The following is a 25,624-nucleotide window of genomic DNA, read 5'->3' as shown; positions in this document are numbered from 1 at the left end:
ATACAAAAATGGAAATGGCTAACGCTCTGATCGTCCTGGCTGGCTCGCTGCTTCTGGGTCTGGCCGCTGTCGGCGCCGCCATCGGCGTGGGTACCCTGGGTGGTCGCTTCCTGGAAGGCGCCGCGCGTCAGCCGGAACTGATCCCGATGCTGCGCACCCAGTTCTTCATCGTGATGGGTCTGACCGACGCCGTGCCGATGATCGGCGTGGGTATCGGCCTGTACGTCCTGTTCGCCCTGGGTTAATAAGGCTGAGCGAGTCCCGAGGTCCCCTCCACTCGTCCAACCTGAGGTAGCAGGATGAATATCAATCTGACCATCATTGGCCAGCTGCTCGCGTTCAGCGTCTTCGTGTGGTTCACGATGCGCTACGTCTGGCCGCCCATGTCCGCCGCCCTGGAAGAACGTCGCAAGAAAATTGCCGACGGCCTGGCAGCCGCGGAACGTGGCGAGAAAGAGCAGGAGCTCGCCCAGGAGCGTGCGACCGAGGTCCTCAAGGAGGCCAAGCAGCAGGCCAACGAGATCGTGGCCTCTGCGCAGAAGCGCGCCAACGACGTGGTTGAGGAAAGCAAGTCCACGGCCCACGAAGAAGGCGAACGCATCAAGCAGGCGGCGCACGCCGAGATCGAGCAGGAGATCAACCGCGCGAAGGAAGAGCTGCGCAAGCAGGTCTCCGAGCTGGCGGTTGCCGGTGCCGAGCAGATCCTGGCCAAGGAAATCGACGCCAAGGCGCACGGCGATCTGCTCAAGAAGCTCTCGGCCAAGCTGTAAGGAGACGTTATGTCAGACCTGATTTCGGTCGCCCGACCCTACGCTCGCGCAGCTTTCGAGCGGGCCCGCGAGGCCAAGGATCTCGCCGGCTGGGCCGAGCAGCTCGAATTGCTGGCGGCGATCGCCCGCGATTCGCAGATGCACAGTCTCCTCTCCAACCCGCGGGTCCCGCGGCCGGACCGGGCACAGCTCGTGCTCGACGTGGCCGGTGACAAGGTGGGGCCCGAGGCGGGGAACCTGGTTCGCCTGCTGGCCGAAAACGGCCGGCTGCCCGCCCTCCCCGCCGTGAGCGATGCCTTTGCCGAATTGAAGGCCGCGGCCGAGCACCGCGTCCATGCCGACGTGATCGCCTTTCGCAAGCTCACCCAGGCGCAGGAGAAAGAGATCCACGACGCCCTGGCCCAGGGCCTGGGCTGCGAAGTCGATCTCGAGCATTCGGTCGACAGCGCCCTTCTTGGAGGGGCCATCATCCGCGCCGGCGACCTGGTAATCGACGGCTCCGTGCGAGGCCAGCTGAACCGCCTGGCTGCCAATTTGAGTCGCTAAGAGGATATTTAACATGCAACTGAATCCCTCCGAGATCAGTGATCTGATCAAACAGCGCATCGAGAAATTCGATGCCTCGTCCGAGGCCTCCAACGAGGGCACCGTGGTCAGCGTGACCGACGGTATCGCCCGCGTCCACGGTCTCGGTGACGTCATGCAGGGCGAGATGCTCGAGTTCCCGGGCGACACCTTCGGCATGGCGCTTAACCTTGAACGCGACTCTGTGGGTGTCGTGATCCTGGGCGACTACAAGCACATCTCCGAGGGCCAGACGGTCAAGTGCACCGGCCGCATCCTCGAAGTGCCGGTTGGCGAAGCGCTGCTGGGTCGGGTAGTCGATTCCCTGGGTCGTCCGATCGACGGCAAGGGCCCGATCGAAAGCGACATCACCAGCCCGATCGAAAAGATCGCGCCCGGTGTTATCGAGCGCAAGTCGGTCGACCAGCCGCTGCAGTCCGGTATCAAGGCGATCGACGCCATGGTCCCGGTCGGTCGCGGCCAGCGCGAGCTGATCATCGGCGACCGCCAGACCGGCAAGACCGCCGTCGCGATCGATGCGATCATTAACCAGAAGGACTCCGGCGTTAAGTGCGTCTACGTCGCGGTTGGCCAGAAGGCCTCCTCGGTCGCCTCCGTGGTGGCCAAGCTGGAAGAAGCGGGCGCGATGCAGAACACCATCATCGTGGCCGCCAATGCGTCGGAGTCGGCGGCGATGCAGTTCATCGCCCCGTACGCCGGCTGCGCGATGGGCGAATACTTCCGCGATCGCGGCGAAGACGCGCTGATCGTCTACGATGACCTCACCAAACAGGCCTGGGCCTACCGTCAGGTCTCCCTGCTCCTGCGTCGTCCGCCGGGTCGTGAGGCCTACCCGGGTGATGTCTTCTACCTGCATTCGCGTCTGCTGGAGCGTGCCTCGCGTGTGAACGCCGAGTACGTCGAAGAGAAGACCAACGGTGAAGTGAAGGGCAAGACCGGTTCTCTGACCGCGTTGCCGATCATCGAGACCCAGGCGGGTGACGTCTCCGCGTTCGTTCCGACCAACGTGATCTCGATCACCGACGGTCAGATCTTCCTCGAGACCGACCTGTTCAACTCCGGTATTCGCCCGGCGATCAACGCCGGTCTGTCGGTGTCCCGAGTCGGTGGTGCCGCCCAGACCAAGATCATCAAGAAGCTGGGTGGCGGCGTGCGTCTGGCACTGGCGCAGTATCGTGAGCTGGCGGCGTTCTCGCAGTTTGCCTCCGATCTGGACGAACTGACCCGCAAGCAGCTGGATCGCGGCAAGCGCGTGACCGAGCTGATGAAGCAGGGTCAGTACCAGCCCATGTCCATCGGCGAGATGGCCTTTTCGCTGTACGCCGCGAACGAAGGCTTCCTCGACGACGTCGAGGCCGACAAGATCGTGAGCTTCGAGAAGGAACTGATCGCCTACGCGCGTTCCTCCCAGAAGGAGCTCCTGGACGAAATCAACAGCACTGGCGATTACAACGACTCCATTCAGGAAAAGCTGAAAAGCGCCCTGGAAGAGTTCAAGGCCAAGCACAGCTGGTAACGGGAGCACGCAATGGCGGGCACTAAGGAGATCCGGACGCAGATCAAGAGTATCAAGAATACTCAGAAGATCACCAAGGCGATGGAAATGGTCGCCGCGTCCAAGATGCGCAAGGCCCAGGACCGCATGCAGGAGTCCCGGCCTTACGCACAGAAGATCCACGACGTGATCGGTCACGTCGCGATGGCGAATGCGGAGTACAAGCATCCGTTCATGGTGGAACGCGAGGTCAAGCGCATCGCGCTGATCATCGTGTCGACTGACCGTGGTCTTTGCGGCGGGTTGAACACCAACCTGTTCAAGAAGGCCGTGATCGAGATGCGTCGCTACCGCGACGAGGGCGTCGAGGTCGATCTGTGCGTGATCGGGAGCAAGGCGCTGCAGTTCTTCAAGCGCCTGGGCGGGAACATCGTGGCCGAGTCCAAGGATCTCGGGGACCGTCCGCACATCAACGACCTGATCGGTTCGATCAAGGTGGTGCTGGACAACTTCCGCGACGGCAAGGTCGATCGCGTGGTGCTGCTCGAGAACAAGTTCGTCAACACCATGACGCAGCAGGCCGAGGCCACGCAGTTGCTGCCGACGGCGCCGAGCAGGGACGAATCGCTCAAGCACCACTGGGATTACATCTACGAGCCCGACACGCATCCGGTGATGGATACGCTGCTCGAGCGCTATGTCGAGTCCCTGATCTATCAGGCGGTGGTCGAGAACGTGGCCTGCGAGATGGCCGCACGCATGGTCGCGATGAAGTCGGCCTCCGACAACGCCGGCACGATGATCAAGGACCTGCAGCTCGTCTACAACAAGGCGCGCCAGGCTGCGATCACCCAGGAGATCTCCGAGATCGTCGGCGGCGCGGCTGCGGTCTAGCGCCCACCGGCACGAATCGGTCGACTCGGCACGAATTACGACTTACGAGGATGAACAAATGAGTTCTGGAAAGATTGTCGAAATCATCGGCGCCGTCGTGGACGTGGAATTCCCCCACGGCGAAGTGCCCAAGATCTACGACGCGCTGACCCTGGAAAACGGTCTGACCCTGGAAGTCCAGCAGCAGCTGGGCGACGGCGTGGTACGTACCATTGCCATGGGCACGACCGAGGGCGTGAAGCGTCAGACCGCGGTTACCGCCACGGGCAAGCCGATCTCCGTGCCGGTCGGCAAGGGCACGCTGGGTCGGGTGATGGATGTCCTCGGTCGTCCGGTGGACAACGCCGGTGATGTGGAGGCCCAGGAAACCTGGTCGATTCACCGCGCCGCCCCGACCTTTGACGAGCAGGCGGGCTCGACCGAGCTGCTGGAAACCGGCATCAAGGTCATCGACCTGCTGTGCCCCTTCGCGAAGGGCGGCAAGGTCGGCCTGTTTGGTGGAGCCGGCGTGGGCAAGACCGTCAACATGATGGAGCTGATCCGTAATATCGCGATCGAGCACTCCGGTTATTCGGTGTTTGCGGGTGTCGGGGAGCGTACTCGTGAGGGCAACGACTTCTACCACGAGATGAAGGACTCCAACGTCCTCGACAAGGTGGCCCTGGTCTATGGCCAGATGAACGAGCCGCCGGGTAACCGTCTGCGCGTAGCGCTGACCGGTCTGACCATGGCCGAGTTCTTCCGTGACGAAGGCCGTGACGTGCTGATGTTCATTGACAACATCTACCGTTACACCCTGGCCGGTACCGAGGTCTCGGCGCTGCTGGGTCGTATGCCCTCCGCGGTGGGCTACCAGCCGACCCTCGCGGAAGAGATGGGTGTGCTGCAGGAGCGCATCACCTCGACCAAGAAAGGCTCGATCACTTCCATCCAGGCCGTCTACGTGCCGGCGGATGACTTGACCGACCCGTCCCCCGCCACCACCTTCGCGCACCTGGATGCCACGGTCGTGCTGTCCCGCCAGATCGCCGAGCTGGGCATCTACCCGGCAGTGGACCCGCTGGACTCGACCTCGCGTCAGCTGGACCCGCAGATCATCGGGCAGGAACACTACGACACCGCGCGCGCCGTGCAGGGTACCCTGCAGCGCTACAAGGAGCTGAAGGACATCATCGCGATCCTCGGCATGGACGAGCTGTCTGAAGACGACAAGCTGGCCGTGGCCCGTGCGCGAAAGATCCAGCGCTACCTGTCGCAGCCGTTCTTCGTTGCGGAAGTCTTCACCGGAGCCCCGGGTAAGTACGTCTCCCTGAAGGACACCATCCGGGCGTTCAAGGCCATCGTGGACGGCGAATACGATCATCTGCCGGAGCAGGCCTTCTACATGGTCGGCACGATCGAAGAAGCTGTCGAGAAGGCCGAGAAGCTCGGCTAAGGAGCAAGGCGTTATGCCCATGAATATGCATGTGGATGTGGTCAGTGCGGAGGAGTCGATCTACTCCGGTACGGCCCTGATGATCGCCGCACCCGCCGAAGGGGGCGAGGTCGGCGTGTATGCCGGGCATACGCAGATGCTCGCCCGGCTGAATCCGGGTGAACTGCGCATCCTGGAAAAGGAAGGCGCGGAGCCGCAGCCGGTGTTCGTGTCCGGCGGCATCCTCGAGGTGCAGCCGTACCATGTGACCGTTCTGGCGGACACTGCGGTGCGCGCGAAGGATCTTGACGAGGCCGAGGCCATCGAGGCGAAGAAGCGTGCGGAGGAGGCGCTGGCCAACTCCAAGGCCGATTTCGACTACGCCAAGGCCCAGGCCGAGCTGGTCGAGGCGGCGGCGCGCCTGCAGATGATCCAGAAGCTGCGCCGGAAATAATCCGGCAAACTGCGACGGATGACTTACGCTAAGGGCCAACCATCTCGGTTGGCCCTTTATCATTGTACCCATGCCTGAATCCAAGCCCCTTCATATCGCAATACTTGCAGCCGGCAAGGGGACGCGAATGCGTTCGCGGCGTCCGAAAGTCCTGCAAGCCCTCGCCGGCCGTCCCCTGCTGGCCCATGTCCTGGAAAGAGTAGCGGCGCTGGACGCCGCCGCCTGCCACGTGGTGGTAAGTCACGAGCAGGAGCGGGTGCGCGCGGCGTTCGCCGACTCCCCGCAAGCCTTGACCTGGGTCGACCAGGGGGAGCCCCGCGGGACCGGCCACGCGGTGTTTCAAGCCCTTCAAGCCATCCCGGACGCGGCACGTGTCCTGGTGACCTATGGCGATGTGCCCCGCATTCCGATTGCTGACCTGGTGGCCTGTGCGGACGGCGACGGTGTTACGGTGCTGGCCGCCCGGGTCGTGGATCCGAGCGGTTATGGGCGCTTGATTCTGGATTCGTCGGGGCAACTGGAGCGGATCGTCGAGGACAAGGAGGCCACTGCACGTGAAGGTGCCGTGGACCTGATCAACACGGGTGTCCTTGCTGCCCCAGCGGGTGAGCTTCGCCGATGGCTGGCCGCCTGTGAACCACGGGTGACCGGACCACGCGAGTGGTACCTTACCGATGTCGTGGCGGCAGCGCGCGCTGACGGATATGCCGTGGACGTGGAGGAAAGCGGCGACTCCGCGGCAGTCCTCGGGGTGAATGACCGCGAGCAACTGGCGGTTCAGGAACGGCTGTACCAGGCGGCGCTGGGTGCGGGGATGATGCGCGAGGGTCTGGGCCTTGCCGACCCCGCGCGGCTGGATGTGCGCGGTGTTCTCACCTTCGGGCGCGACTGCCAGATCGATGTGAACGTCGTGATCGAGGGCACGGTGACGCTCTCGGACGATGTTTATATTGGACCCGGTTGTGTGCTGCGGGACTGCGACATCGGTTCCGGCACGCAGATCGCGGCGCATAGTGTGCTCGAGGGGGTGCGGGTTCATGCCGATGCGCGGATTGGACCGTTCGCGCGCCTGCGGCCCGGCACCGAACTGGGGACCGGGGCGCGCGTCGGCAACTTCGTCGAGATCAAGAATGCCACCCTGGGTGCCGGGGCCAAGGCGAACCACCTGACATACGTCGGCGACGCCCAGATTGGCGCTGGCGCCAATCTGGGCGCGGGCACCATTACGTGCAACTATGATGGCGCCAACAAGCATCGCACCGAGATCGGCGAGCGCGCCTTTATCGGCTCCAATACGGCATTGGTGGCTCCGATACGCATCGGGGACGACGCGACCGTGGGCGCAGGGTCAACCCTGTCCGACGACGTCGAGGCGGGCGCTCTCGCGCTGACTCGCGCCCGAGCCCGCACGATTCGCGACTGGCCGCGCCCGAAGAAGAGCGGTAACGACAAGGAGAAGTAATCGATGTGCGGTCTGGTTGCAGGCATTGGCGAACGAAACCTGGTCCCCGTCCTGGTCGAGGGTCTGCATCGCCTGGAATACCGGGGGTATGACTCCGCTGGCGTGGCCGTGGTCAACGACTGTGGCCTCTCGGACCTGCGTGCCATCGGCAAGGTTGCGGCCCTGGAGCAACGGATCGACGCCGCTGGGCTGGAGGGGCCGGTGGGCATCGCTCACACGCGCTGGGCGACGCACGGGGCTCCCACAGAAGAGAATGCCCATCCCCACCGTTCGCGCGACGGCCGCGTGGCCATCGTGCACAACGGCATCATCGAGAATCACGGCGACCTGCGCTCCCGGCTCGACGCCGCCGGCTGGCCCTGCGTATCCGCGACTGACAGCGAGGTGATCGCCCATCGTCTCGAGCAGGCCCTGGCACTGGGTTCGTCGCCGCTGGATGCGATGCGCAGCGCCTGTGCCGAGCTTCAAGGTGCCTACGCGATCGCGGCGGTGTTTGCGGACTTCCCCGACGAATTGATTGTTGCCCGCTCCGGGAGCCCGGTCCTCCTGGGCCTGGGCATTGGCGAGACCTTCGCCGCCTCCGACGTGCAGGCGCTACTTCCGGTCACCCAGCGTTTCGTCGACCTGGAAGATGGAGACATTGCCCGGCTCACGCGCGACGGCATCGAGATCCACGACGCCGCCGGAGAACGGGTCGAGCGCGGTATCCGCGAGAGTCGTTGCCAGGCGAGCATCGCGGACCGGGGCGAGTACCGCCATTTCATGCTCAAGGAGATCTACGAGCAACCCCATGCCCTGGAAGAAACCCTGTCGGGGCGCCTGGGCGAAGCCGGCATCCTCGAGAACATCCTCGGACCGGGCAGCGACGAACGCTTGGCCGATGTCGCCGCCGTGCAGATCGTTGCCTGCGGAACGAGTTATCACGCCGGCATGGTCGCGGCCCATTGGATCGAGGAGCACCTGGGCCTTCCGGCGCGAGTCGAAGTCGCCAGTGAGTATCGCTACCGGCGCCACGTCCTCGCCCCGGGCACCCTGCTGGTGGTGATTTCGCAGTCCGGCGAGACCGCCGATACCCTGGCGGTCCTGCGTCAGTCCCAGGACGAGCCGTTCCTGGCGCGGCTGGCGATCTGCAACGTGCCCGAGAGCACGATGGCACGGGCGGCCGACCTGGTCCTGATGACCCATGCCGGACCCGAGATCGGCGTCGCATCCACCAAGGCGTTTACCACCCAGCTGGCGGCCCTGGCCATCCTGGTCCTGCTGCTGGGTCAGGTCGCCACCGCCGCCCGTATGCCCGCCGCCGCGCGGGCCGATGCAGTCGCCGCCCTGCGCAGTCTCCCCGACCAAGTGGCCCGTATCCTCGCGCTCGACACGCCGATTGCGCGGATCGCCGAGGATCTCCTGGAGCGCCAGCATGCGTTGTTTCTCGGGCGTGGGGCCTATTTCCCGATTGCCCTGGAAGGCGCGCTGAAGCTGAAGGAAATCTCCTATATCCACGCCGAGGCCTACCCCTCCGGCGAGCTGAAACACGGTCCGTTGGCACTCGTGGATACCGAGATGCCGGTCGTGGCCGTCGCCCCGGACGATGCCCAGCTGGAGAAACTTTCCAGCAACCTGCAGGAGGTACGGGCCCGGGGCGGGCAGCTGATCGTCATTGGCGAATCCAACGCCGCGCGCGCGCTGGAACCCGAGGACACCTGGGTCGGTCTCCCGCAGAACGAGGCCCTCAGCCCGTGGCTGGCTCCGGTTCTGTTCACGGTCCCGCTACAGTTGCTCGCTTACCATACGGCCGTGCTGAAGGGCACCGATGTGGATCAGCCGCGCAACCTCGCCAAATCGGTGACCGTGGAATAGTGTGCGGCGCCCCAAGCGTTCATTCCATCAGGAGACGCTTGTATTCGTGCCCCGGGTTCGCTAGATTTTGGTGCGCTTGAATAACCTTTCACAGGAGCACCTTATGGATCAGCAAGAGCTCAACAACCGCTGCGTCACCCTGTTCCAGTCCCCGCGAATCCAGACCAAGCTGTGGAACCCCCGCATGTTCTGGGAAGTCGGCCGCAAGCTGAACACGAACCCGGACGAACTGACAGAGCCGAAGGTCGACCTGTGCGAGCTGGAGGTCATGCTCTCCGCCGCAGCCTACGAGCCGTCGAAATGCGCCGACAACCTGAACCAGCGCGAGGCCGGCCGCGCCGACTTCATCCGTCGCGCGGTCCAGTCCGGCCAGCGTCCGTTCCTGCGCCGCGCAGCCTGATCCGCGTCCCCAGCGCACTCGGCGTTGCCTTCATGGACCCGGCCTCGTGCCGGGTCTCTTCGTTTGTGGCCCGGGAAACCCGAGTGATGCAACACAGAGGACACAGAGGACACAGGGGACACGGCGAAACGCAGGAAAGGGTCGTAGGATGGGAAGAGCGCAGCGAATCCCATCAAGGAACGGGCACAACGCGGGAAATGGTGCGTTTCGCTGCGCTCAACAGCACCCTACCGTGGCGGAGGGAACCAGCCCTTGGGAGAACGCTCCCTGCAATGGGCTGAAGCTCGTTACTAATCAGGAAAAGTAAAGGTACAAGGCAGTGAGTAATGCCGCCCGCGACGGCATTCTCGCCGACCCCCGGTCGCTGCCGGACGACCCCCACCTGGACGGTGGCGCTTCCCGCAAGCCAACGAAGACCTCCTCTGTAGCCTCCGCGTACGCTGTGGTTCCTTCGCCCTTGATCGGCTTTTGGATTCGGTCGTCCTTCGCCGCTTATTGACCGCGCGCCTCCAGCCAGAAGGTCACCGGGCCGTCGTTGGTCAGACTGACCTGCATGTCCGCCCCGAAACGCCCGCTGGCCACGGGTTCATGGCGTTGGCCTGCCCGCCGTACCAGCCAATCGAACAGCGCTGCGCCATGCTCGGGGCTCGCCGATCCGGAAAAGCTCGGTCGCATCCCCTTGCGCGTATCGGCTGCCAGGGTGAACTGGGGCACCAGCAGCAGCCCGCCACCGGTCTCGCCCAGGCTCCGGTTCATTCGGCCCGCCGAGTCCGCGAATACCCGGTAGCCCAATAGCCGGTCGAGCATCCGTTCCGCGCTCGCCTCGGTATCGTTCGGCTCCACGGCCACCAGAGCCACCAGGCCGCTTCCGATCGCCCCGACGTCCTCCCCGTCGATGGTGACCCGCGCCGCGCTTGCGCGCTGGATCAGTGCGATCACGCCTGCTCCCTTCCAGTGCCGGGCTCGATGTGCCTGGACAGTTCCCCTGCCAGTCGGTCCGTGGCTGCGACCAGTCGGCGCACGATGCCCGGCTCCGCCGCCGAGTGGCCGGCGTCCGGTACGACCTCCAGTTGCGCCTGTGGCCAGGCCTGGTGCAGGGCCACCGCCTGATTCACCGGGCACACCACGTCGTAGCGGCCGTGCACAATGGTGCCGGGAATCCCCTGCAGCCGGCCGGCATCGCGCAGCAGCTGGTCGGGTTCCAGGAACGTCTCGTGAACGAAGTAGTGGCACTCCAGCCGGGCCAGGCTCACGGCCACATCCGGCTCCTCGAAGTGCGCGATCACGTCGTCGTTCGGAATCAGACAGGACGTGTGCCCCTCCCAGCCGGACCAGGCCCGGGCCGCCGCCTCGCGCACCGCCCGGTCGTCGGCGGTCAGCCGCTGGTAATAGGCACCTACCATGTCGTCCCGCTCGCCTGCGGGGATCTGCGCTTCGTAGTCGGCCCAGGCCTCCGGAAACAACCGATCGGCCCCCGACTGGTAAAACCACTGGATATCCTGCGGACGGCAAAGGAAGATCCCGCGCAGCACCAGGCCCAGGACCCGCTCCGGATGTGTCTGCGCATACGCCAGTCCGAGCGTGGAGCCCCAGGATCCGCCGAACACCACCCAGCGTTCGACCCCCAGGTGCTCGCGCAGGCGCTCGATGTCCGCGACCGCGTGCCAGGTCGTGTTCGCCTCGAGGCTTGCGTGCGGGGTCGAGCGTCCGCAGCCGCGCTGGTCGAACAACACGATGCGGTAGCGCTCCGGATCGTAGAAGCGGCGGTGCCAGCTTTCGCAACCCGAGCCGGGCCCGCCATGCAGAAACACAACGGGTATCCCCTCCGGATTGCCGCATTCCTCGAAGTACAGTTCGTGGCCGTCGCCAACCTGCAGGCGCCCCATACCGTGGGGCTCGATCTCGGGATACAGCGCGTCCATGGAAGCCCTCCGGGCAAAACCCCGAGTGTCGCCAAAACGCAGCGTGGGCGAAACCCTTCGGGCTCTTCCCGCAATCGCCGATCCGGCCCTACTCCGGGTCCTCGATTACCCGCCCGCGATAGACACGCCGCTTGTGCCCAGGCCGGTGTTCTCCCTGCGCCCCGTCTTCCGGTTGTGTCTTCGCGGGTGAGGGTGTTCGCAGATATCCCGTTCCCTCCAGCTGACTGCGCAGGGTCAGCGCCGCCGCCTCGACCATGCTCGACTGCGAGCGGGCCGCGTAATCAAGGATGGCCTCCATGAAATCCGGGTCGCTGACCGACAGCCGTGCTACCGCGGGGAATTCGGCGCGCAGGTTTCGCCGAAGTTCGGCGGCCAGGCTGAGGCTCTTGCGGTCGTGCATCGGGTCCCCCGGGTGGACGTAGGTTTCTCCGGCTTCATGCAAGCGGGGTGCCACGGCGAGACGCCCGCCATTCGCTGCCCCGGTGCCCCCAGGTCGCAACCCCTGCCCTGTGCGAGAGCGATGGGTGTTCATCTCTGGTGCACGGGAGGCGCGGTGTGCACCGAAATCCTGCTCCACCATTGCGGGTTGGGCTTGCGTGCAGCCGACCGCCGGCCTATGTTGCGGGCCCATGGAGACACCCGCCGTTCCCGCCTCGATCCGCCGCCTCGCCGGGCGTGCCATCGCCGACTTCGACATGGTCCGCGAGGGCGACCGCATCCTGGTCGGCCTGTCCGGTGGCAAGGATTCGCTGACCCTGCTGTGGCTGCTGCACAACCTCGCTCGGCGGGCCCCGGTACGCTTCGAGGTGGGGGCGGTCACCATCAACCCCGAGATCGAGGGATTCGAGCCGCAGCGGCTGATGGACTACCTCGCCGCGTATGGCATCCCCTATCACTTCGTGTCCGAGCCCATCGCCGAGCTGGCCGATGCGCACATGGACAACGACTCGTTCTGCTCCTTCTGCTCGCGCATGAAGCGCGGCCTGATGTATCGCACGGCGCGCGAACACGGCTACAACGTACTGGCGCTGGGCCAGCACCTGGACGACCTGGCCGAGAGCTTCATGATGAGTGCCTTTCACGGTGGCCAGCTGCGCACCATGAAGGCCCACTACGCGATCGACGCCGGCGACCTGCGGGTCATTCGCCCGCTGGTCTACGTGCGCGAACGCCAGACCCGCGACTTTGCCGACGCCGCGGGGCTCCCGGTGATCCTCGACAACTGCCCCGCCTGCTTCGCCATGCCCACCCAGCGCGAGCACATGAAACAGCTGCTGGCGCAGGAGGAGGCGCAGCACCCGCGACTGTTCCGTAACCTGCGCACCACCCTCAAGCCCCTGATGACCGAGGGTGGCATTCCTCCGCGCGATCCACCGCCGAGCGCGTCCGCAACCACCGAATCCGCAGTGTCCGAACATGGCCCGACGTCGGCATCTGCGTGATCGCCTGATCGGGGTGGGCCTGCGCCTGCTCGCGCGCCTCCCGCTGCGCGTGAACCACGCCCTGGGCGGCGCGGTCGGGGCGCTGGTGTGGTACCTGCCCACCCGCGCGGCCCGCATCACCCGCATCAACCTGGCGCTGTGCTTTCCGGAAAAGGACCCGGCGTGGCGGCGGCGGGTGGGGCGGCGCTCCCTGATGGCGATGGGCCGGGCCCTGACCGAGTCCCCCTGGCTGTGGCAGTCGCCTCCGGAGAGCCTCGAGACCCTGGCCGTCCAGCCGCCGCAGTACGCGCGCCTGCGCGAGCGCTCCGCCGGTCGGGCGTTGTTCCTGTGCGCCCCGCATCTCGGTTCCTGGGAATTCGCCGGACTGCATGCCGCTTGCCACGGGCCGATGGCCACGCTGTACAGCCCGTTCAAGACGCCGGAGGTGGACCGCTGGGTGCGCGAGGCCCGTGCCTCCACCGGGGCCGAGCTGGCACCGGCCGATCGCAGTGGCCTGCGCATCCTGCAGCAGGCCCGCGACCGCGGCGAGATCATCGGCATCCTGCCGGACCAGAGCCCCAAGGGCGCCTCGGGCCAGCACGCCTCGTTTTTCGGGCGTCCGGCCCTGACCATGACCCTGCTCCCGCGTCTGCTGCGCGGGCGCGCGGATCACGTGGTATTCCTGTTTGCCGAGCGTCTGCCCGGGGGGCGGGGCTATCGCTATCACGAGGTCGTGGCCGGCCCGGAGGTGGCCGATCGCGATTTTGCCCGGGCGGCCGCGGCGATCAACCTCCATGTGGAGACCCTGGTCCGGCGCTGCCCCGAGCAATACAACTGGGCCTACAAGCGCTTCAACCCACCGCCCGAGGGCTGGCCCGATCCCTATCGCCGGGGGGCGCCCGAGTAACCTCCCGCGCGGTACTCCCCGCGCATGGCCGGCCCGCTGGGCGGGTCGCGTCAGAGGATGTAGCGGGACAGGTCCTCGTCTTCCGCCAGGTCGCCGAGGCGTTCGTCGACGAAGGCGCGGTCCACGATCACCGGGCCTTCGACATCCGGGGCGCGGTAGGCGACGTCCTGCAGCAGGCGCTCCAGCACGGTATGCAGACGGCGGGCGCCGATATTCTCGGTACGTGCGTTCACGTCAAAGGCGATTTCGGCCAGACGGCGCACGCCCTCTTCCTCGAAGCGCAGCTCCACGCCCTCGGTCTTCATCAGCGCGGTGTACTGCTCGGTCAGCGAGGCGGTGGGCTCGGTCAGGATGCGCACGAAGGCATCGGCCGACAGGGCGTCCAGCTCCACGCGGATGGGCAGCCGGCCCTGCAGCTCCGGCACCAGGTCGGACGGCTTGGACAGGTGGAAGGCGCCGGAGGCGATGAACAGGATGTGGTCGGTGCGCACCATGCCCAGCTTGGTGGAGACGGTGGTGCCCTCGATCAGCGGCAGCAGGTCGCGCTGCACGCCCTCGCGGGAGACCTCGCCACCGCCGGTCTTCTCGCTGCCCTTGGCGACCTTGTCGATCTCGTCGAGGAACACGATGCCGCTTTGTTCCACGCGTTCGATCGCCTTCAGCTTCAGCTCTTCTTCATTGACCAGGCGCGCGGCCTCTTCCTCGATCAGCAGCTTGCGCGCCTCGGCGATCTTCAGCCGCCGCGAGCGGGTCTTCTGCCCGCCGAGATTCTGGAACATCGACTGCAACTGGCTGGCCATCTCTTCCATGCCTGGGGGGGTCATGATCTCCACGCCCTGCGGGTTCTGCGAGACCTCAATGTCGATCTCGCGTTCGTCCATGTCCCCCTCGCGCAGGCGCTTGCGCAGCTTCTGGCGGGTCTCGCTGTTGCCGTGGTCCGGCTCGGACTCGGTGAAGCCGGCATTGCGCGGGCTTGGCAGCAGGGCGTCGAGGATGCGCTCCTCGGCGGCGTCCTCGGCCTTCAGGCGGTTTTCCTTGATCGCCTCGTCGCGCAGCTGCTTCACCGCGGCCTCGGCCAGATCGCGGATGATCGACTCGACATCGCGCCCGACATAACCGACTTCGGTGAACTTTGTCGCCTCGATCTTGATGAACGGGGCGTGGGCCAGCTTCGCCAGACGCCGGGCGATCTCGGTCTTGCCCACACCGGTCGGGCCGATCATCAGGATGTTCTTGGGTGTGACCTCCGGTTGCAGCTCCGGCGGCAGCTGGCGGCGGCGCCAGCGGTTGCGCAGGGCAACGGCGACGGAGCGCTTGGCGTCGTCCTGGCCGATGATGTAGCGGTCCAGTTCCTGGACGATCTCGCGGGGGGTCATGTCGGTCATGGCAAATGGGCCTTGGTCGAATCGCTTGGCGCCGGGTCGCGTTACTCCGCGTCCAGGCTCTCCAGGGTGATGTTGTGATTGGTGTACACGCAGATATCGGCGGCGATGTTCAGGGACTTCTCCACGATATCGCGGGCTGGCAGATCCGTGTTCTGCAGCAGGGCCTGGGCGGAGGCCTGGGCGTAGGGGCCGCCGGACCCGATTGCGATCAGTGCATGCTCGGGCTCGATCACGTCGCCATTGCCGGAGATCACGAAGGAGTTCTCGCGGTCGGAGACCGCCAGCAATGCCTCCAGCTTGCGCAGGGCGCGGTCGGTACGCCAGTCCTTGGCCAGCTCGACGGCGGCGCGGGTAATGTTGCCGGAGTGTTTCTCCAGCATCCCTTCGAAGCGTTCGAACAGGGTGAAGGCATCGGCGGTGCCGCCGGCAAAACCGGCGAGGATGCGATCATGGTAGACGCGGCGCACCTTGCGCGCGTTGCCCTTCATCACGGTGTTGCCAAGGGAAACCTGGCCGTCGCCCCCGAGGGTGACGGCGCCGTCCTTGCGGACGCATACGATGGTGGTGCCGCGAAACTGTTCCACGGATCTCTCCTGTTACGGCTGAGTGTCATGGGGCACGGTGTTGGGTTGCGGCGGCCCGGGATCGTTCACCTGGCGGGTGGGATCGTCGCCGAATCAGTCTCTCCGGCGGGCCCGCGGATGGGCGGCATCATACACCTGTGCCAAGTGCTGATAGTCGAGATGGGTATAGATCTGGGTGGTTTCAAGGTTGGCGTGGCCGAGAAGTTCCTGGATCGCCCGCAGATCGCCACTCGACTCCAGCAGGTGACTGGCGAAGGCATGGCGCAGACGGTGCGGGTGCAGGCGCACATCCAGCCCGGCGCGACGGCCGGCCTCGGCGACCCGGCGTTGCACCGCGCGGTTGCCGAGGCGTTGGCCTCGGCGGCTGACGAACACGGCGCGCTCGTCCGCTGTGGCCCAGTCGCCCCGGCATTTCAGCCAGGTGCGCAGCGCATCGCGCGCCACACGCCCCACCGGGACGCTGCGCTCGCGCCGGCCCTTGCCGAGCACGCGCACCAGCCCGGAATCCAGGTCAAGGTCCGTCAGATCCAGTCCGGTCAGTTCCGACAGGCGCAGCCCGGACGAATACAGCAGCTCCAGCATCGCCTGGTCGCGTGCCGCCAGGTTCGGCTCGATGCCCTCGGCCGGGCTCAGCGCCCGCTGGGTCTGATCGACATCGAGATCGCGCGGCAGGGGGCGCCCGGCACGCGGGCCGCGCATGCCGGCGGCCGGATTGGCCGGCATGCGCCGCTGTTCGACCTGATAGGCGAAGAAGCCGCGCACGGCGGACAGGAAGCGCTGGATCGAGCGCGGGTGGCGGCCCTGGCGGGCCAGCTGTCCGGCGATGCGCCGCATGTCGGCTGCCTTGAGGGCATCCCAGGGGCCGTTATGCAGCCCGCGCAGGCGGGCCAGGTCGCGCCGATAGGCCTGTACGGTATGCGGCGAATGGCCGCGAATATCGCTCAAATGGGCCAGAAAGGCCGCGATATCCGCATCCTGCTCGGGTGCGTCAGGCAGCGGCGTGGGCCCGCTCGACATGGCAGCGGATCGATTCGGCCAGCAGGTCGCCGATGTGGGTGACGAAGTAGGTGCCCATGTCGGGCTCGAAGCGGTCCGCGGATTCGCTGGCCAGGCCGAGTACCCCGATATGGTCGGATTCGTTGCCCAATGGCATCAGGATGGCCGAACCGATCTCCTCGGCGTCGTCGAACAGCACGTCGAGCATCTCGGCCGGGACGCGACCGCATTGGGCCTTGCCGCGGCTGAACAGCGGGTCGAAGGTGGCCAGCTCGCTGGTGGTTAGCGCATGCAGGTCGTCGACCTCGCGGTGGGCCAGGCGGATGCTGACGCGTTCCGCGCCCAGCTCGTTGCGCAGGGCGTCCTGGGTCAGCGCCAGCACGGCGTCCAGGTTCTCGGCGCGCATCAGGGTCTTGGCCAGTTCGTGCAGGTGCTGGCCCATGCGCTCGTTGTCGCGGGCACGCTCGACCAGCTCGCCCATGTGCTGTTCCATGGCGCGGTGCTTCTCGCGCAGCAGGGCGACCTGGCGTTCCAGCAGGGACACCGCGCCACCGGTCGGGTGCGGCAGGCGCAGGATATCCAGCAGCGGCAGGTGGTCCTGGAAGAAGTCGGGATGCTCGCGCAGGTAGGCCTCGACGTCGGCCGCGCTGATCGTGCGGTCTTCCGGGGCCCGGGTCTTGGGGGTCTTGGTTTTTGCCGCAGAGGCGTTGGAGGATTGCTGCCCAGTCATAGATCGATCCAGCCGTTGAATACCGTGGTGGCCGGCCCGGTCAGCCAAACCGGAGCCTCGGCCTGTCCGGTCCAGCTTAGCACAAGGGTCCCGCCCGGCAGGGTCACTTCGAGGTTGTCGTCGACCAGTCCGCGGCGGCGCAATACGGCCATCGCGGCGGCCGCGCCGCTGCCACAGGCGAGTGTCTCGCCGACCCCGCGTTCGAACACCCGCAGGTCGACATGCCCGCGGTCGCGCAGTGCGGCGAACCCGACATTGACGCGGCGCGGGAAGCTTGCGTGGCGTTCGATGATCGGGCCGATCTCGTGGACCGGTGCGCTGGCCACGTCGTCGACCAGGATCACCGCATGCGGGTTGCCCATGGAGACCGCGCCCAGGGTGATCGAGTGGCCCTGCACATCCAGCGTGTAGGCATCGGCCTCGGCCTCGGCGAGCAGCGGGATGCGCGCCGGTGCGAACTCCGGCCGCCCCATATCCACGCGCACCTGCTCGTCGTCCTCGACATGCAGCACGATGCGCCCGCCGAGGGTCTCGACCGGGATCTCGCGGGCCTCGGTCAGGCCCTGCTCGCGGACGAAGCGGGCGAAGCAGCGCGCGCCGTTGCCGCACTGCTCCACCTCGGAGCCATCGGCATTGAAGATGCGGTAGCGGAACAGCGCCTGCGCCGGATCGCCCGGTGGCTCCACCAGCAGGATCTGATCGCAGCCGATGCCGAAGTGGCGATCGGCCAGGTGACGCAGCGTTGGCTCGTCGAACCGCACGTTCTGACGTATGCCGTCGATGACCACGAAGTCATTGCCCAGGCCGTGCATCTTGGTGAATTCCAGGCGCATCAGGAGGTCTCCGGCAGCCGGCCGAAAATGGTCATGTGGCGATCCGAGGTGACGGTTACTGTGAAGCCCTCGAGCTCGGCCGCGGCCAGTTGTTGCTGCACCTCATCCGGGGTGAAGGCGGCATGCAGGGAGTGCTCGAAGTCGTGGCGCAGCACCGGCGGCGCGTCGGCGGCGTACTCCGCGACCAGGGCCCGGACGGTCTCGGTCGTATCCGGCCGTCGCAGGTCCATGATGAACACCGCCGCGCCGGGCGCGCCGTCACGCGCAATGGTTTGCCACAGAGCGGCCGGGTCATGCAGGTGATGCAGCAGGGAGTTGCTGATGATCGTGGCATATGGCGCGCGCGGTCCGCGCGCCTCTGGCAGGCATCCTGCGGCCAGATGCACCCGGTCCGCGGCTGGGTGCCCGGCCATCAGCGCGTCGCCGGCCGCCAGCATTGCCGGGGCGCCGTCGAGGCCGTCGACCTCGCAGTCGGGGTAGCGCGTGGCGAAGCGCAGCGAGACATCGCCCGGGCCGCAGCCCAGGTCCAGCACCGGCCCGGTCACGGGCCCGGGGAAGGCCTCGGCGAAGGCGTCGACGAAGCCCTCGTGCGGGGCGGCGAAGTCGGCCTCGGCATAGGCACGGGCCTGCTCCGGCTCCAGCATCAACTCCGGCTCCGGGCGCCGCGGGATCACGGCTCGACGCTCCCTGACGGGTCCTGGTCCTCCGGATCCCGGGGCAGCATGCTTTCGCGCATCATCAGGTGATCGACCTGCTCGCGGCGGTTGATGATCTGGAAGTGGTCGCCGTCGACCATTACCTCCGGCGGGCGCGGGCGCGAGTTGTAGTTGCCGGACATCACGTAGCCGTAGGCGCCGGCCGAGCGCACCGCGAGCAGGTCGCCGGCAGCCAGCGCAAGCTCGCGTTCGCGGCCGAGGAAGTCGCCGGTCTCGCAGACCGGGCCGACGATGTCGTAGGTGCGGGTTTCGGTGTCGCTGCGCGGTACCACCGGGACGATTTCCTGCCAGGCGCCGTACAGGGCCGGGCGCAGCAGGTCGTTCATCGCGCCGTCGACGATCGCGAAGTCATGGGCCTCGGTGTGTTTCAGGTATTCCACCCGGGTCAGGAACACGCCGGCATTCGCGGCGATTGCGCGCCCCGGTTCCAGCAGGACCTTCAGCGGGCGATCGCCCAGGACCTCGCGCAGGGCGCTGGCCCAGGCATCCGGTTCCGGCGGGGTCTCGTCGCGGTAGCGCACGCCCAGCCCGCCGCCGACATCGATATGTTCCAGCTCGACGCCGTCTGCGGCCAGTTCGTCGACCAGTGCCAGTACGCGCTTGAGCGCGTCGGTGAATGGGTCGATGCGGGTCAGCTGCGAGCCGATGTGGAAGTCGACGCCGGTTGCTTCCAGGTGCTGGCTGTCGCGCACCCGGGCATACAGCGCCGGTGCCTCCTCGATGGCGACGCCGAACTTGTTCTCGCGCAGCCCGGTGGCGATATAGGGATGGGTCTCGGCGTCGACGTCCGGGTTTACCCGGATCGACACCGGGGCCTGGACACCCATCTCCATGGCGACGGCCTCCAGCCGGTCCAGCTCCGGGGCGGATTCGACATTGAAACAGTGGATGCCGACCTCCAGCGCCCGGCGCATCTCGGCGGCGGTCTTGCCGACCCCGGAGAACACGATCTTCGCCGGATCGCCCCCGGCGCGCAGCACGCGCTCCAGTTCGCCGCCGGAGACGATGTCGAAACCGGCGCCCATGCGCGCCAGCACATTCAGTACGCCCAGCGCGGAGTTCGCCTTGACCGCGAAGCAGACCTGGTGCGGGGTGCCGATCAGGGCCTCGCTGAATGCGCGGAAGTGGCGCTCCAGCGTGGCGCGGGAATACACGTACGCGGGGGTGCCGACCAGCTCGGCAAGGCGGTCCAGTGCTACGCCTTCGCAGAACAGGGTGCCGCGGTGGTAATCGAAGTAGTCCATTCAGCGGCGCTCCTCGGTTTCGTCGTCATCGGGCAGATAGAGATCGCCCTTCTGACCACAGGCGGAGAGCATCTGCATCGTGCCGAGCACGACGATCACGGCAATCAGGAGCCACTGGGCCTTGCAGGAGAACATGGGTCGGATCCGGGGTTCGTTGCATCAAGAGGCGATAGTGTGCCATTGATACGCCCCTGGCTTCAGGTGCTAGCGGTAGATGCTGCGGTATCTGTCCGACGAAATTTGCCCGATCGTGAACGGCGATGATTCGTTCATCAATGATTCAGCCAGGTTTGGGACGATGCATCTGCGAGACCAGCAAAAGACCACTGAAGCTGGTCAGGGGGCGGAGCCCGATCCGCAGGGAATAGAGACCTGCCGCTCGCCGTCCAAAGCAACAGGCGTCACCGCGGTTCGCCGCCAAGACGTCCCGGATAATCCGGAACTGACCCACAAGATGAGAGGAGATCATCCATGATTAGCACCAAGCGCCGTGTCTTCCTGAAAGGCACTCTCGCCGCCGGTACTGTCGGTGTCGCCGTCGGGGCCGGTCTGCTCGCCCCGAGCAAGCTGCTCGCCGCCTGGCCGTCCGAGGCCTTCGGCGCCGAAGGCCTCGAAGCCGCCTTTGAAGCCGTCACCGGCTCCAGCGACATTGCCGATGGCGACGTCACCCTGAGCGCCCCGGAAATCGCCGAGAACGGCGCCGTGGTTCCGGTGTCGGTCGAATCCAGCCTGGACAACGTGACCGAGATGGCCGTGTTCGTCGAGCTGAACAACCTGCCGCTGGTCGCACATTACGTGCTGGCCGATGGCGCGCATGCGAACATCTCTGGCCGTATCCGCATGGGCGAGTCCTCCAACGTGATCGCCGCCGTGAAGTCCGGCGACACCTGGTACAAGACGGTTCAAGAAGTGAAGGTCACGGTCGGTGGCTGCGGCGGCTAACGCCGACCCCCAACCGCTGATCCGAACACTACTGGAGGTTTAAGATATGTCTATCCGAGTTCGCGCCCAAGAAAGCAACGGCGTTATCAACATCCGTGCGCTGATGAGCCACGACATGCTCGTCCCCGACGACGACGGTGGCCCGCACTTCATCGAAACGGTTGAAGTGGCGCGCAATGGCAACACCGCCATCACCGCCAACTGGAACTACACCGTCTCCCGCAACCCGTTCCTGCAGTGCGAGATCGACGGCGCCGCCGGTGACACCGTGTCCATCTCCTGGACGGACAACAAGGGTGAATCCGACTCGACCGAGGTCGAAGTGCGGTAAAAAGAGGGTTCCCACTCTCTTTGAAGAAGCCGGGGCTGGTCCCCGGCTTTTTTGTGTCCGGTCATCGGGTTTCTGTGGTCGGCGTCTCTCTGGCGTGGACTACACTCCAGACAGGTCCATGCCGAGCGCACCGCCATGTCCCCGGATATCCCCGCGCCCCGTGAAGCCGATCCGGCCCTGCGCCCGGCGCTGCTCCTCGAGCCCCACCAGCCCCTGTGGCAACGCCTGCCCCGGCGCGACGCCGCAGGCCGCCGGCTGGCGGACTTCATGATGCTGATCCCCGGGCTGCGCCAGCGTCCGCGCTCCGAACTTCATGCCCGGGCGCGCGCCATGGAGCGCGTGCTGAACGGCTATGGGGACGATATCGCGTTCGTCGAGCTGAACCTGAAGCTGAACACCCTGTGGGTCTCGCTGACCGCGCGGCCAGGGCTTTGCGCTGAAGTGCCGGGGGCGATTCAGGCGGTGGTGCCCGAGGCGTTACTGGTGGGGCCGAAGCTGACCTCCGGCATGTAGTCGTCGAAGGGGTGAGGCCGCTGTCCGCCCCGACGCTGCTCTAGGGAAACACTGATCAATGTACACGCTCGCGCTCGAGTCGCTTTTGCGTGCGAACAAGGCGCGGTGACTGCCGTGCAGTCATTCTGCACAAGGGAGCCGTAACGCTGTGCGCGCGCAAAAGCGGCCGAGCCCCTGCTTTCAATGGCTTGTGGGATTGGCACCCCAGGTTCCCCGATCCTGCGTTGCACCGCTTGCGGGTAGAACCCTACCCGTTGCACGGCGCGCCTTGTCTCGGAAAACCTGGGGTGCCAACGCGAGTGTGTACATTGATCAGTGTTTCCCTAGCGTGAATAGGCCCGTGTTTCCCTGTGTCATACCGGGCGACGGCCAGCCTTGCTACACTGGCCTTTTACCGTGCCCGAACCGGAACATGACTGAACGTACTGCATCTGTCCGCCGCGACACCCTGGAGACCCGGATCGCCGTCGAGCTGAACCTCGACGGCACCGGCCAAAGCCATCTCGAGACCGGTATCCCGTTCCTCGACCACATGCTGGACCAGGTGGCCCGTCACGGCCTGGTGGATCTCGACGTACGCGCCGAGGGCGATCTGCATATCGATGCCCATCACACGGTGGAGGACGTCGGGATCACCCTGGGGCAGGCGCTGGCCAAGGCCCTGGGGGACAAGAAGGGTATCCGCCGCTATGGCCATGCCTATGTCCCGCTGGACGAGGCCCTTTCACGGGTGGTCATCGACTTCTCCGGGCGTCCGGGGCTGGAGATGCACGCGGATTTCCGCCGTTCGCACATCGGCGAATTCGATGTGGACTTGTTCCACGAGTTCTTCCAGGGCCTGGTCAACCACAGCTGGATGACCCTGCACATCGACTGCCTGCGTGGCGACAACGCGCATCATGTCGCCGAGACCATCTTCAAGGCCTTCGGGCGCGCCCTGCGTGTGGCGGCGGAGTTCGATCCGCGCTCCGCGGGGATCACGCCGTCCACCAAGGGCAGTCTCTAAGGAAACACTGATCCATGTACACACTCGCGTTGGTACCCCAAGGGGCTCGGCCGCTTTTGCGCGCGCACGGCGTTGCGGTTCCTTTGTGCAGAGTGACTGCACGGCAGTCACCGCGCCTTGTTCGCACGCAAAAGCGACTCGAGCGCGAGCGTGTACATGGATCAGTGTTTCCTTAACGGACCAACGGACGAGACCCGGCCATGGAAACTGTTGCCGTCATCGATTACGGCATGGGGAATCTGCACTCGGTCGTGCGTGCACTGGAGCACGAGGCCGCGGGCGACCAGCGCGTACTGCTGACCGACGACCCCGAGACCTTGCGCGAGGCCGACCGGTTGGTGTTTCCCGGCCAGGGCGCGGCCGGGGATGCCATGCAGGCGCTGTCGAGTCGCGGGCTCGACCGGCTGCTGCCGGAGCTGGCGGCCGACCGCCCGTTCCTGGGCCTGTGCCTGGGCCAGCAGATCCTGATGGACGCCAGCGAGGAGAGCGGCGGCGTCGACCTGCTGGGCATCCTGCCGGGCCGGGTCGCGCGCTTTCCCGCCATGCAGGGCCCGGATGGCCGGCGCCTGAAGATCCCGCACATGGGCTGGAACCGCGTGCTGCCGGCGCAGGAGCATCCCCTGTGGCACGGCCTGCCGGAGACCCCGTGGTTTTATTTCGTCCATAGTTACCGGGTGCAGCCCGAGCGCGAGGCCGATGTCGCCGGGCGCACCGATTATGGCGAGACCTTTGCCTCGGCACTGGCGCGGGGCTCGTTGTTCACCATGCAGTGCCATCCGGAGAAGAGCGCCGCCTGCGGGCTGCGTCTGCTGCATAACTTTCTGCGCTGGGACGGTGACGGTCCCGGGGCGTCGTGAGGAGTCGAAGATGCTGGTCATTCCCGCAATCGATCTGAAGGAAGGCAAGTGCGTTCGCCTGCGCCAGGGGAACATGGACGATTCCACCGTGTTCGGCGAGGACCCGGTGGAGATGGCGAAGCGCTGGGTGGATGCCGGGGCCGAGCGGTTGCATATCGTTGATCTCGACGGCGCCTTTGCCGGTCAGCCGCGCAATGCCAAGGCGGTGCACGCGATTGCCAAGGCCTTCCCCGACCTGCCGATCCAGATCGGCGGTGGCGTGCGCGACGAGGACACGGTTCAGGCCTATCTGGATGCCGGGGTCGAATACGTGATCATCGGTACCCGCGCGGTCAGCGCGCCGCACTTCGTGAACGACCTGTGTCTGGAATTCCCCGGCCGTATCATCGTCGGGCTGGATGCCAAGGACGGCAAGCTGGCGGTGGATGGCTGGTCCAAGCTGTCGCACCACGACGTGATCGACCTGGCCCAGCACTTCGAGGCGGACGGCGTGGTGGCCTTCGTCTACACCGACATCGCCCGCGACGGGATGATGAAGGGCCCCAACGTGGAGGCTACCGCGCGCCTGGCGAGCAACGTGCGCGTGCCGGTGATCGCCTCCGGCGGCATCAGCTCGCTGGACGACCTGCGCAACCTCGCCGCCCGCGAGGACGAGGGCATTACCGGCGCCATCGTCGGCCGGGCCTTGTACGACGGCGCCTTTACCCTGGAGGAGGCCCGCAAGGCCCTCGCAACCTGAGATGCTCGCCAAGCGCATCATTCCCTGTCTGGATGTCGACGCCGGCCGCGTGGTCAAGGGTGTCAACTTCGTCGGCATCCGCGATGCCGGGGACCCGGTGGAGATCGCCCGGCGCTACAACACCCAGGGTGCGGACGAGATCACCTTCCTCGACATCACCGCCTCCAGCGACGACCGCGAGACCATCGTGCACGTGGTCGAGGCCGTCGCGCGCGAGGTGTTCATCCCGCTGACTGTGGGTGGTGGCGTGCGCGCGGTCGAAGACATCCGCCGCCTGCTGAACGCCGGGGCCGACAAGGTCTCCATCAACACCGCCGCGGTGCACCGGCCCGAGCTGGTGCGCGAGGCCGCCGACTGGGTCGGCAGCCAGTGCATCGTGGTCGCGATCGACGCCAAGCAGGTCAGCACGGGGAATGAACCACCGCGCTGGGAGGTCTTTACCCACGGAGGCCGCCGCGAGACCGGGCTGGACGTGGTCGAGTGGGCGCAGCGCATGGAGTCCCTGGGGGCCGGCGAGATCCTGCTGACGAGCATGGATCGTGACGGCACCCGTATCGGCTTCGACCTGCCCCTGACCCGCGCGGTCAGCGATGCGGTCGGCGTGCCGGTGATTGCTTCGGGCGGGGTCGGTGAGCTGCAGCACCTGGTGGAGGGCGTGACCGAGGGCCATGCCGATGCCGTGCTGGCGGCCAGTATCTTTCACTTTGGTCAGCACACGGTGGGCGAGGCCAAGGACGCAATGGCGGCGGCCGGTGTCCCGGTGCGGCCGAACGATGCCGAGGTGGCCGCGCAATGACCGATTCGACTCCCGCTCGTCCGGGTGGTGCCGAGGTGCTTTCCGCGCTCGCCGAGGTGATCGAGCAGCGCCGCCAGGCCGACCCGGAGCAGTCCTACGTGGCCAGGCTTCACGCGCGCGGGCTGGACGAGATGCTCAAGAAACTGGGCGAGGAATCAGCGGAGACGCTGATTGCCGCCAAGAACGACGACACCGACGCCCTTGTGTCGGAAATGGCCGACCTGTGGTTTCATGCCCTGGTGGTGCTCGCGGCCCGCGGACGGCACCCGGACGATGTCCTCGATGAACTGGGTCGGCGTTTCGGTCTGTCGGGCGTCGCCGAGAAGGCCGCGCGCGAAATCAGTGGTCGCCGGTCCGACCACTCGTAGCGTGTA

32 protein-coding genes are annotated in these 25,624 nt (G+C 66.3%); 21 read left to right on the top strand and 11 right to left on the bottom strand.

Features of this window, described 5'->3' with window-relative positions; genetic code table 11:
- Window positions 1-8 precede the first annotated feature (8 nt).
- The 10 genes from atpE to D575_RS0105655 all read left to right on the top strand — a co-directional run bounded on the left by atpE (window position 9) and on the right by D575_RS0105655 (window position 9,328).
- Window positions 9-245, top strand: coding sequence for a F0F1 ATP synthase subunit C (gene atpE, locus D575_RS0105700; protein ID WP_012983953.1), 237 nt, complete (start codon window positions 9-11; stop codon window positions 243-245).
- A gap of 54 nt (window positions 246-299) precedes the next feature.
- Window positions 300-770, top strand: coding sequence for a F0F1 ATP synthase subunit B (locus D575_RS0105695; RefSeq protein ID WP_018144953.1), 471 nt, complete (start codon window positions 300-302; stop codon window positions 768-770).
- Window positions 771-779: 9 nt separating this feature from the next.
- Complete coding sequence (locus D575_RS0105690) at window positions 780-1,316, top strand: F0F1 ATP synthase subunit delta (protein ID WP_018144952.1); 537 nt, start codon at window positions 780-782, stop codon at window positions 1,314-1,316.
- Between the two features lie 13 nt (window positions 1,317-1,329).
- On the top strand, window positions 1,330-2,871 hold the full coding sequence (gene atpA / locus D575_RS0105685) for a F0F1 ATP synthase subunit alpha (protein WP_018144951.1): 1,542 nt from the start codon (window positions 1,330-1,332) through the stop codon (window positions 2,869-2,871).
- A gap of 12 nt (window positions 2,872-2,883) precedes the next feature.
- Entirely contained in the window at window positions 2,884-3,744 is an 861-nt protein-coding gene (atpG, locus tag D575_RS0105680) for a F0F1 ATP synthase subunit gamma (protein ID WP_018144950.1), read from the top strand.
- A 58-nt stretch (window positions 3,745-3,802) separates the two neighbouring features.
- The gene (atpD, locus tag D575_RS0105675) at window positions 3,803-5,179 is read left to right on the top strand and encodes a F0F1 ATP synthase subunit beta (protein ID WP_018144949.1); all 1,377 of its coding nucleotides are present in this window, start codon (window positions 3,803-3,805) and stop codon (window positions 5,177-5,179) included.
- A gap of 13 nt (window positions 5,180-5,192) precedes the next feature.
- Window positions 5,193-5,612: a F0F1 ATP synthase subunit epsilon gene (locus tag D575_RS0105670; RefSeq protein WP_018144948.1), complete on the top strand. Its 420-nt coding sequence runs from the start codon at window positions 5,193-5,195 to the stop codon at window positions 5,610-5,612.
- A gap of 127 nt (window positions 5,613-5,739) precedes the next feature.
- Window positions 5,740-7,074, top strand: a complete 1,335-nt coding sequence (glmU, locus tag D575_RS0105665) for a bifunctional UDP-N-acetylglucosamine diphosphorylase/glucosamine-1-phosphate N-acetyltransferase GlmU (RefSeq protein WP_018144947.1) — start codon at window positions 5,740-5,742, stop codon at window positions 7,072-7,074.
- A gap of 3 nt (window positions 7,075-7,077) precedes the next feature.
- Window positions 7,078-8,928, top strand: coding sequence for a glutamine--fructose-6-phosphate transaminase (isomerizing) (gene glmS / locus D575_RS0105660; protein ID WP_018144946.1), 1,851 nt, complete (start codon window positions 7,078-7,080; stop codon window positions 8,926-8,928).
- A gap of 103 nt (window positions 8,929-9,031) precedes the next feature.
- Entirely contained in the window at window positions 9,032-9,328 is a 297-nt protein-coding gene (locus D575_RS0105655; RefSeq protein WP_018144945.1) for a hypothetical protein, read from the top strand.
- Between the two features lie 492 nt (window positions 9,329-9,820).
- On the opposite strand, the gene dtd is transcribed toward D575_RS0105655, so the two are convergent.
- The 3 genes from dtd to D575_RS0105640 form a co-directional block, all read right to left on the bottom strand.
- The gene (gene dtd / locus D575_RS0105650) at window positions 9,821-10,267 is read right to left on the bottom strand and encodes a D-aminoacyl-tRNA deacylase (RefSeq protein WP_018144944.1); all 447 of its coding nucleotides are present in this window, start codon (window positions 10,265-10,267) and stop codon (window positions 9,821-9,823) included.
- Entirely contained in the window at window positions 10,264-11,250 is a 987-nt protein-coding gene (gene pip, locus D575_RS0105645) for a prolyl aminopeptidase (RefSeq protein ID WP_018144943.1), read from the bottom strand. Before pip ends, dtd begins: the two co-directional genes overlap by 4 nt.
- An 88-nt stretch (window positions 11,251-11,338) precedes the next feature.
- On the bottom strand, window positions 11,339-11,650 hold the full coding sequence (locus tag D575_RS0105640) for a hypothetical protein (RefSeq protein WP_018144942.1): 312 nt from the start codon (window positions 11,648-11,650) through the stop codon (window positions 11,339-11,341).
- A gap of 229 nt (window positions 11,651-11,879) precedes the next feature.
- Here D575_RS0105640 and D575_RS0105635 point away from each other — a divergent pair, with 229 nt between their 5' ends.
- Together D575_RS0105635 and D575_RS0105630 are read left to right on the top strand one after the other, a co-directional pair.
- Window positions 11,880-12,692, top strand: coding sequence for a tRNA 2-thiocytidine(32) synthetase TtcA (locus tag D575_RS0105635; protein WP_018144941.1), 813 nt, complete (start codon window positions 11,880-11,882; stop codon window positions 12,690-12,692).
- On the top strand, window positions 12,667-13,578 hold the full coding sequence (locus tag D575_RS0105630) for a lysophospholipid acyltransferase family protein (RefSeq protein ID WP_018144940.1): 912 nt from the start codon (window positions 12,667-12,669) through the stop codon (window positions 13,576-13,578). Before D575_RS0105635 ends, D575_RS0105630 begins: the two co-directional genes overlap by 26 nt.
- Window positions 13,579-13,628: 50 nt before the next feature.
- Here D575_RS0105630 and hslU read toward each other — a convergent pair whose 3' ends face one another.
- From hslU to D575_RS13925, 8 genes are all read right to left on the bottom strand, one after another.
- Window positions 13,629-14,963, bottom strand: coding sequence for an ATP-dependent protease ATPase subunit HslU (gene hslU / locus D575_RS0105625; protein WP_018144939.1), 1,335 nt, complete (start codon window positions 14,961-14,963; stop codon window positions 13,629-13,631).
- 41 nt (window positions 14,964-15,004) lie between these two features.
- Window positions 15,005-15,547, bottom strand: a complete 543-nt coding sequence (hslV, locus tag D575_RS0105620; protein ID WP_018144938.1) for an ATP-dependent protease subunit HslV — start codon at window positions 15,545-15,547, stop codon at window positions 15,005-15,007.
- A gap of 93 nt (window positions 15,548-15,640) precedes the next feature.
- Window positions 15,641-16,564 carry a tyrosine recombinase XerC gene (gene xerC, locus D575_RS0105615; protein WP_018144937.1) on the bottom strand — a complete coding sequence of 308 codons (924 nt, stop codon included), beginning with the start codon at window positions 16,562-16,564 and terminating at the stop codon, window positions 15,641-15,643.
- Window positions 16,536-17,273 carry a DUF484 family protein gene (locus D575_RS0105610; protein WP_018144936.1) on the bottom strand — a complete coding sequence of 246 codons (738 nt, stop codon included), beginning with the start codon at window positions 17,271-17,273 and terminating at the stop codon, window positions 16,536-16,538. The genes xerC and D575_RS0105610 overlap by 29 nt, the downstream gene beginning before the upstream one ends.
- Window positions 17,270-18,106 (bottom strand): diaminopimelate epimerase, encoded by an 837-nt coding sequence (gene dapF, locus D575_RS0105605; RefSeq protein WP_018144935.1) that lies wholly within the window; start codon window positions 18,104-18,106, stop codon window positions 17,270-17,272. Before dapF ends, D575_RS0105610 begins: the two co-directional genes overlap by 4 nt.
- Window positions 18,106-18,780, bottom strand: coding sequence for a trans-aconitate 2-methyltransferase (locus D575_RS0105600; RefSeq protein ID WP_018144934.1), 675 nt, complete (start codon window positions 18,778-18,780; stop codon window positions 18,106-18,108). The genes dapF and D575_RS0105600 overlap by 1 nt, the downstream gene beginning before the upstream one ends.
- Window positions 18,777-20,066 (bottom strand): diaminopimelate decarboxylase, encoded by a 1,290-nt coding sequence (gene lysA, locus D575_RS0105595; RefSeq protein ID WP_018144933.1) that lies wholly within the window; start codon window positions 20,064-20,066, stop codon window positions 18,777-18,779. Before lysA ends, D575_RS0105600 begins: the two co-directional genes overlap by 4 nt.
- Window positions 20,067-20,201 carry a lipoprotein gene (locus D575_RS13925; RefSeq protein ID WP_018144932.1) on the bottom strand — a complete coding sequence of 45 codons (135 nt, stop codon included), beginning with the start codon at window positions 20,199-20,201 and terminating at the stop codon, window positions 20,067-20,069.
- Window positions 20,202-20,280: 79 nt separating this feature from the next.
- Here D575_RS13925 and D575_RS14460 point away from each other — a divergent pair, with 79 nt between their 5' ends.
- The 9 genes from D575_RS14460 to D575_RS0105550 all read left to right on the top strand — a co-directional run bounded on the left by D575_RS14460 (window position 20,281) and on the right by D575_RS0105550 (window position 25,618).
- Window positions 20,281-20,541, top strand: a complete 261-nt coding sequence (locus D575_RS14460) for a hypothetical protein (RefSeq protein WP_196799815.1) — start codon at window positions 20,281-20,283, stop codon at window positions 20,539-20,541.
- Complete coding sequence (soxY, locus tag D575_RS0105585) at window positions 20,538-21,008, top strand: thiosulfate oxidation carrier protein SoxY (RefSeq protein ID WP_018144931.1); 471 nt, start codon at window positions 20,538-20,540, stop codon at window positions 21,006-21,008. The genes D575_RS14460 and soxY overlap by 4 nt, the downstream gene beginning before the upstream one ends.
- Window positions 21,009-21,054: 46 nt before the next feature.
- Window positions 21,055-21,339, top strand: coding sequence for a thiosulfate oxidation carrier complex protein SoxZ (gene soxZ / locus D575_RS0105580; protein ID WP_018144930.1), 285 nt, complete (start codon window positions 21,055-21,057; stop codon window positions 21,337-21,339).
- 135 nt (window positions 21,340-21,474) lie between these two features.
- Window positions 21,475-21,852, top strand: a complete 378-nt coding sequence (locus D575_RS0105575) for a hypothetical protein (protein ID WP_018144929.1) — start codon at window positions 21,475-21,477, stop codon at window positions 21,850-21,852.
- 412 nt (window positions 21,853-22,264) lie between these two features.
- A complete protein-coding gene (gene hisB, locus D575_RS0105570) occupies window positions 22,265-22,858 on the top strand; it encodes an imidazoleglycerol-phosphate dehydratase HisB (RefSeq protein WP_018144928.1) in 594 nt (197 codons plus the stop codon).
- Window positions 22,859-23,058: 200 nt separating this feature from the next.
- Window positions 23,059-23,715, top strand: coding sequence for an imidazole glycerol phosphate synthase subunit HisH (gene hisH / locus D575_RS0105565; RefSeq protein WP_018144927.1), 657 nt, complete (start codon window positions 23,059-23,061; stop codon window positions 23,713-23,715).
- A 10-nt stretch (window positions 23,716-23,725) separates the two neighbouring features.
- Window positions 23,726-24,454, top strand: a complete 729-nt coding sequence (gene hisA, locus D575_RS0105560) for a 1-(5-phosphoribosyl)-5-[(5-phosphoribosylamino)methylideneamino]imidazole-4-carboxamide isomerase (protein ID WP_018144926.1) — start codon at window positions 23,726-23,728, stop codon at window positions 24,452-24,454.
- Window position 24,455: 1 nt separating this feature from the next.
- On the top strand, window positions 24,456-25,250 hold the full coding sequence (hisF, locus tag D575_RS0105555) for an imidazole glycerol phosphate synthase subunit HisF (RefSeq protein WP_018144925.1): 795 nt from the start codon (window positions 24,456-24,458) through the stop codon (window positions 25,248-25,250).
- Window positions 25,247-25,618: a phosphoribosyl-ATP diphosphatase gene (locus D575_RS0105550; RefSeq protein WP_018144924.1), complete on the top strand. Its 372-nt coding sequence runs from the start codon at window positions 25,247-25,249 to the stop codon at window positions 25,616-25,618. The genes hisF and D575_RS0105550 overlap by 4 nt, the downstream gene beginning before the upstream one ends.
- The last annotated feature ends 6 nt before the right edge of the window (window positions 25,619-25,624 follow it).

It is taken from the genome of Thioalkalivibrio sp. AKL6 (assembly GCF_000376905.1).
In the GTDB taxonomy this organism is placed as follows: Bacteria; Pseudomonadota; Gammaproteobacteria; order Ectothiorhodospirales; family Ectothiorhodospiraceae; genus Thioalkalivibrio; species Thioalkalivibrio versutus.
Note: the sequence above shows the minus strand (reverse complement) of the source record. Positions and strands in the feature narration are given on the sequence as shown.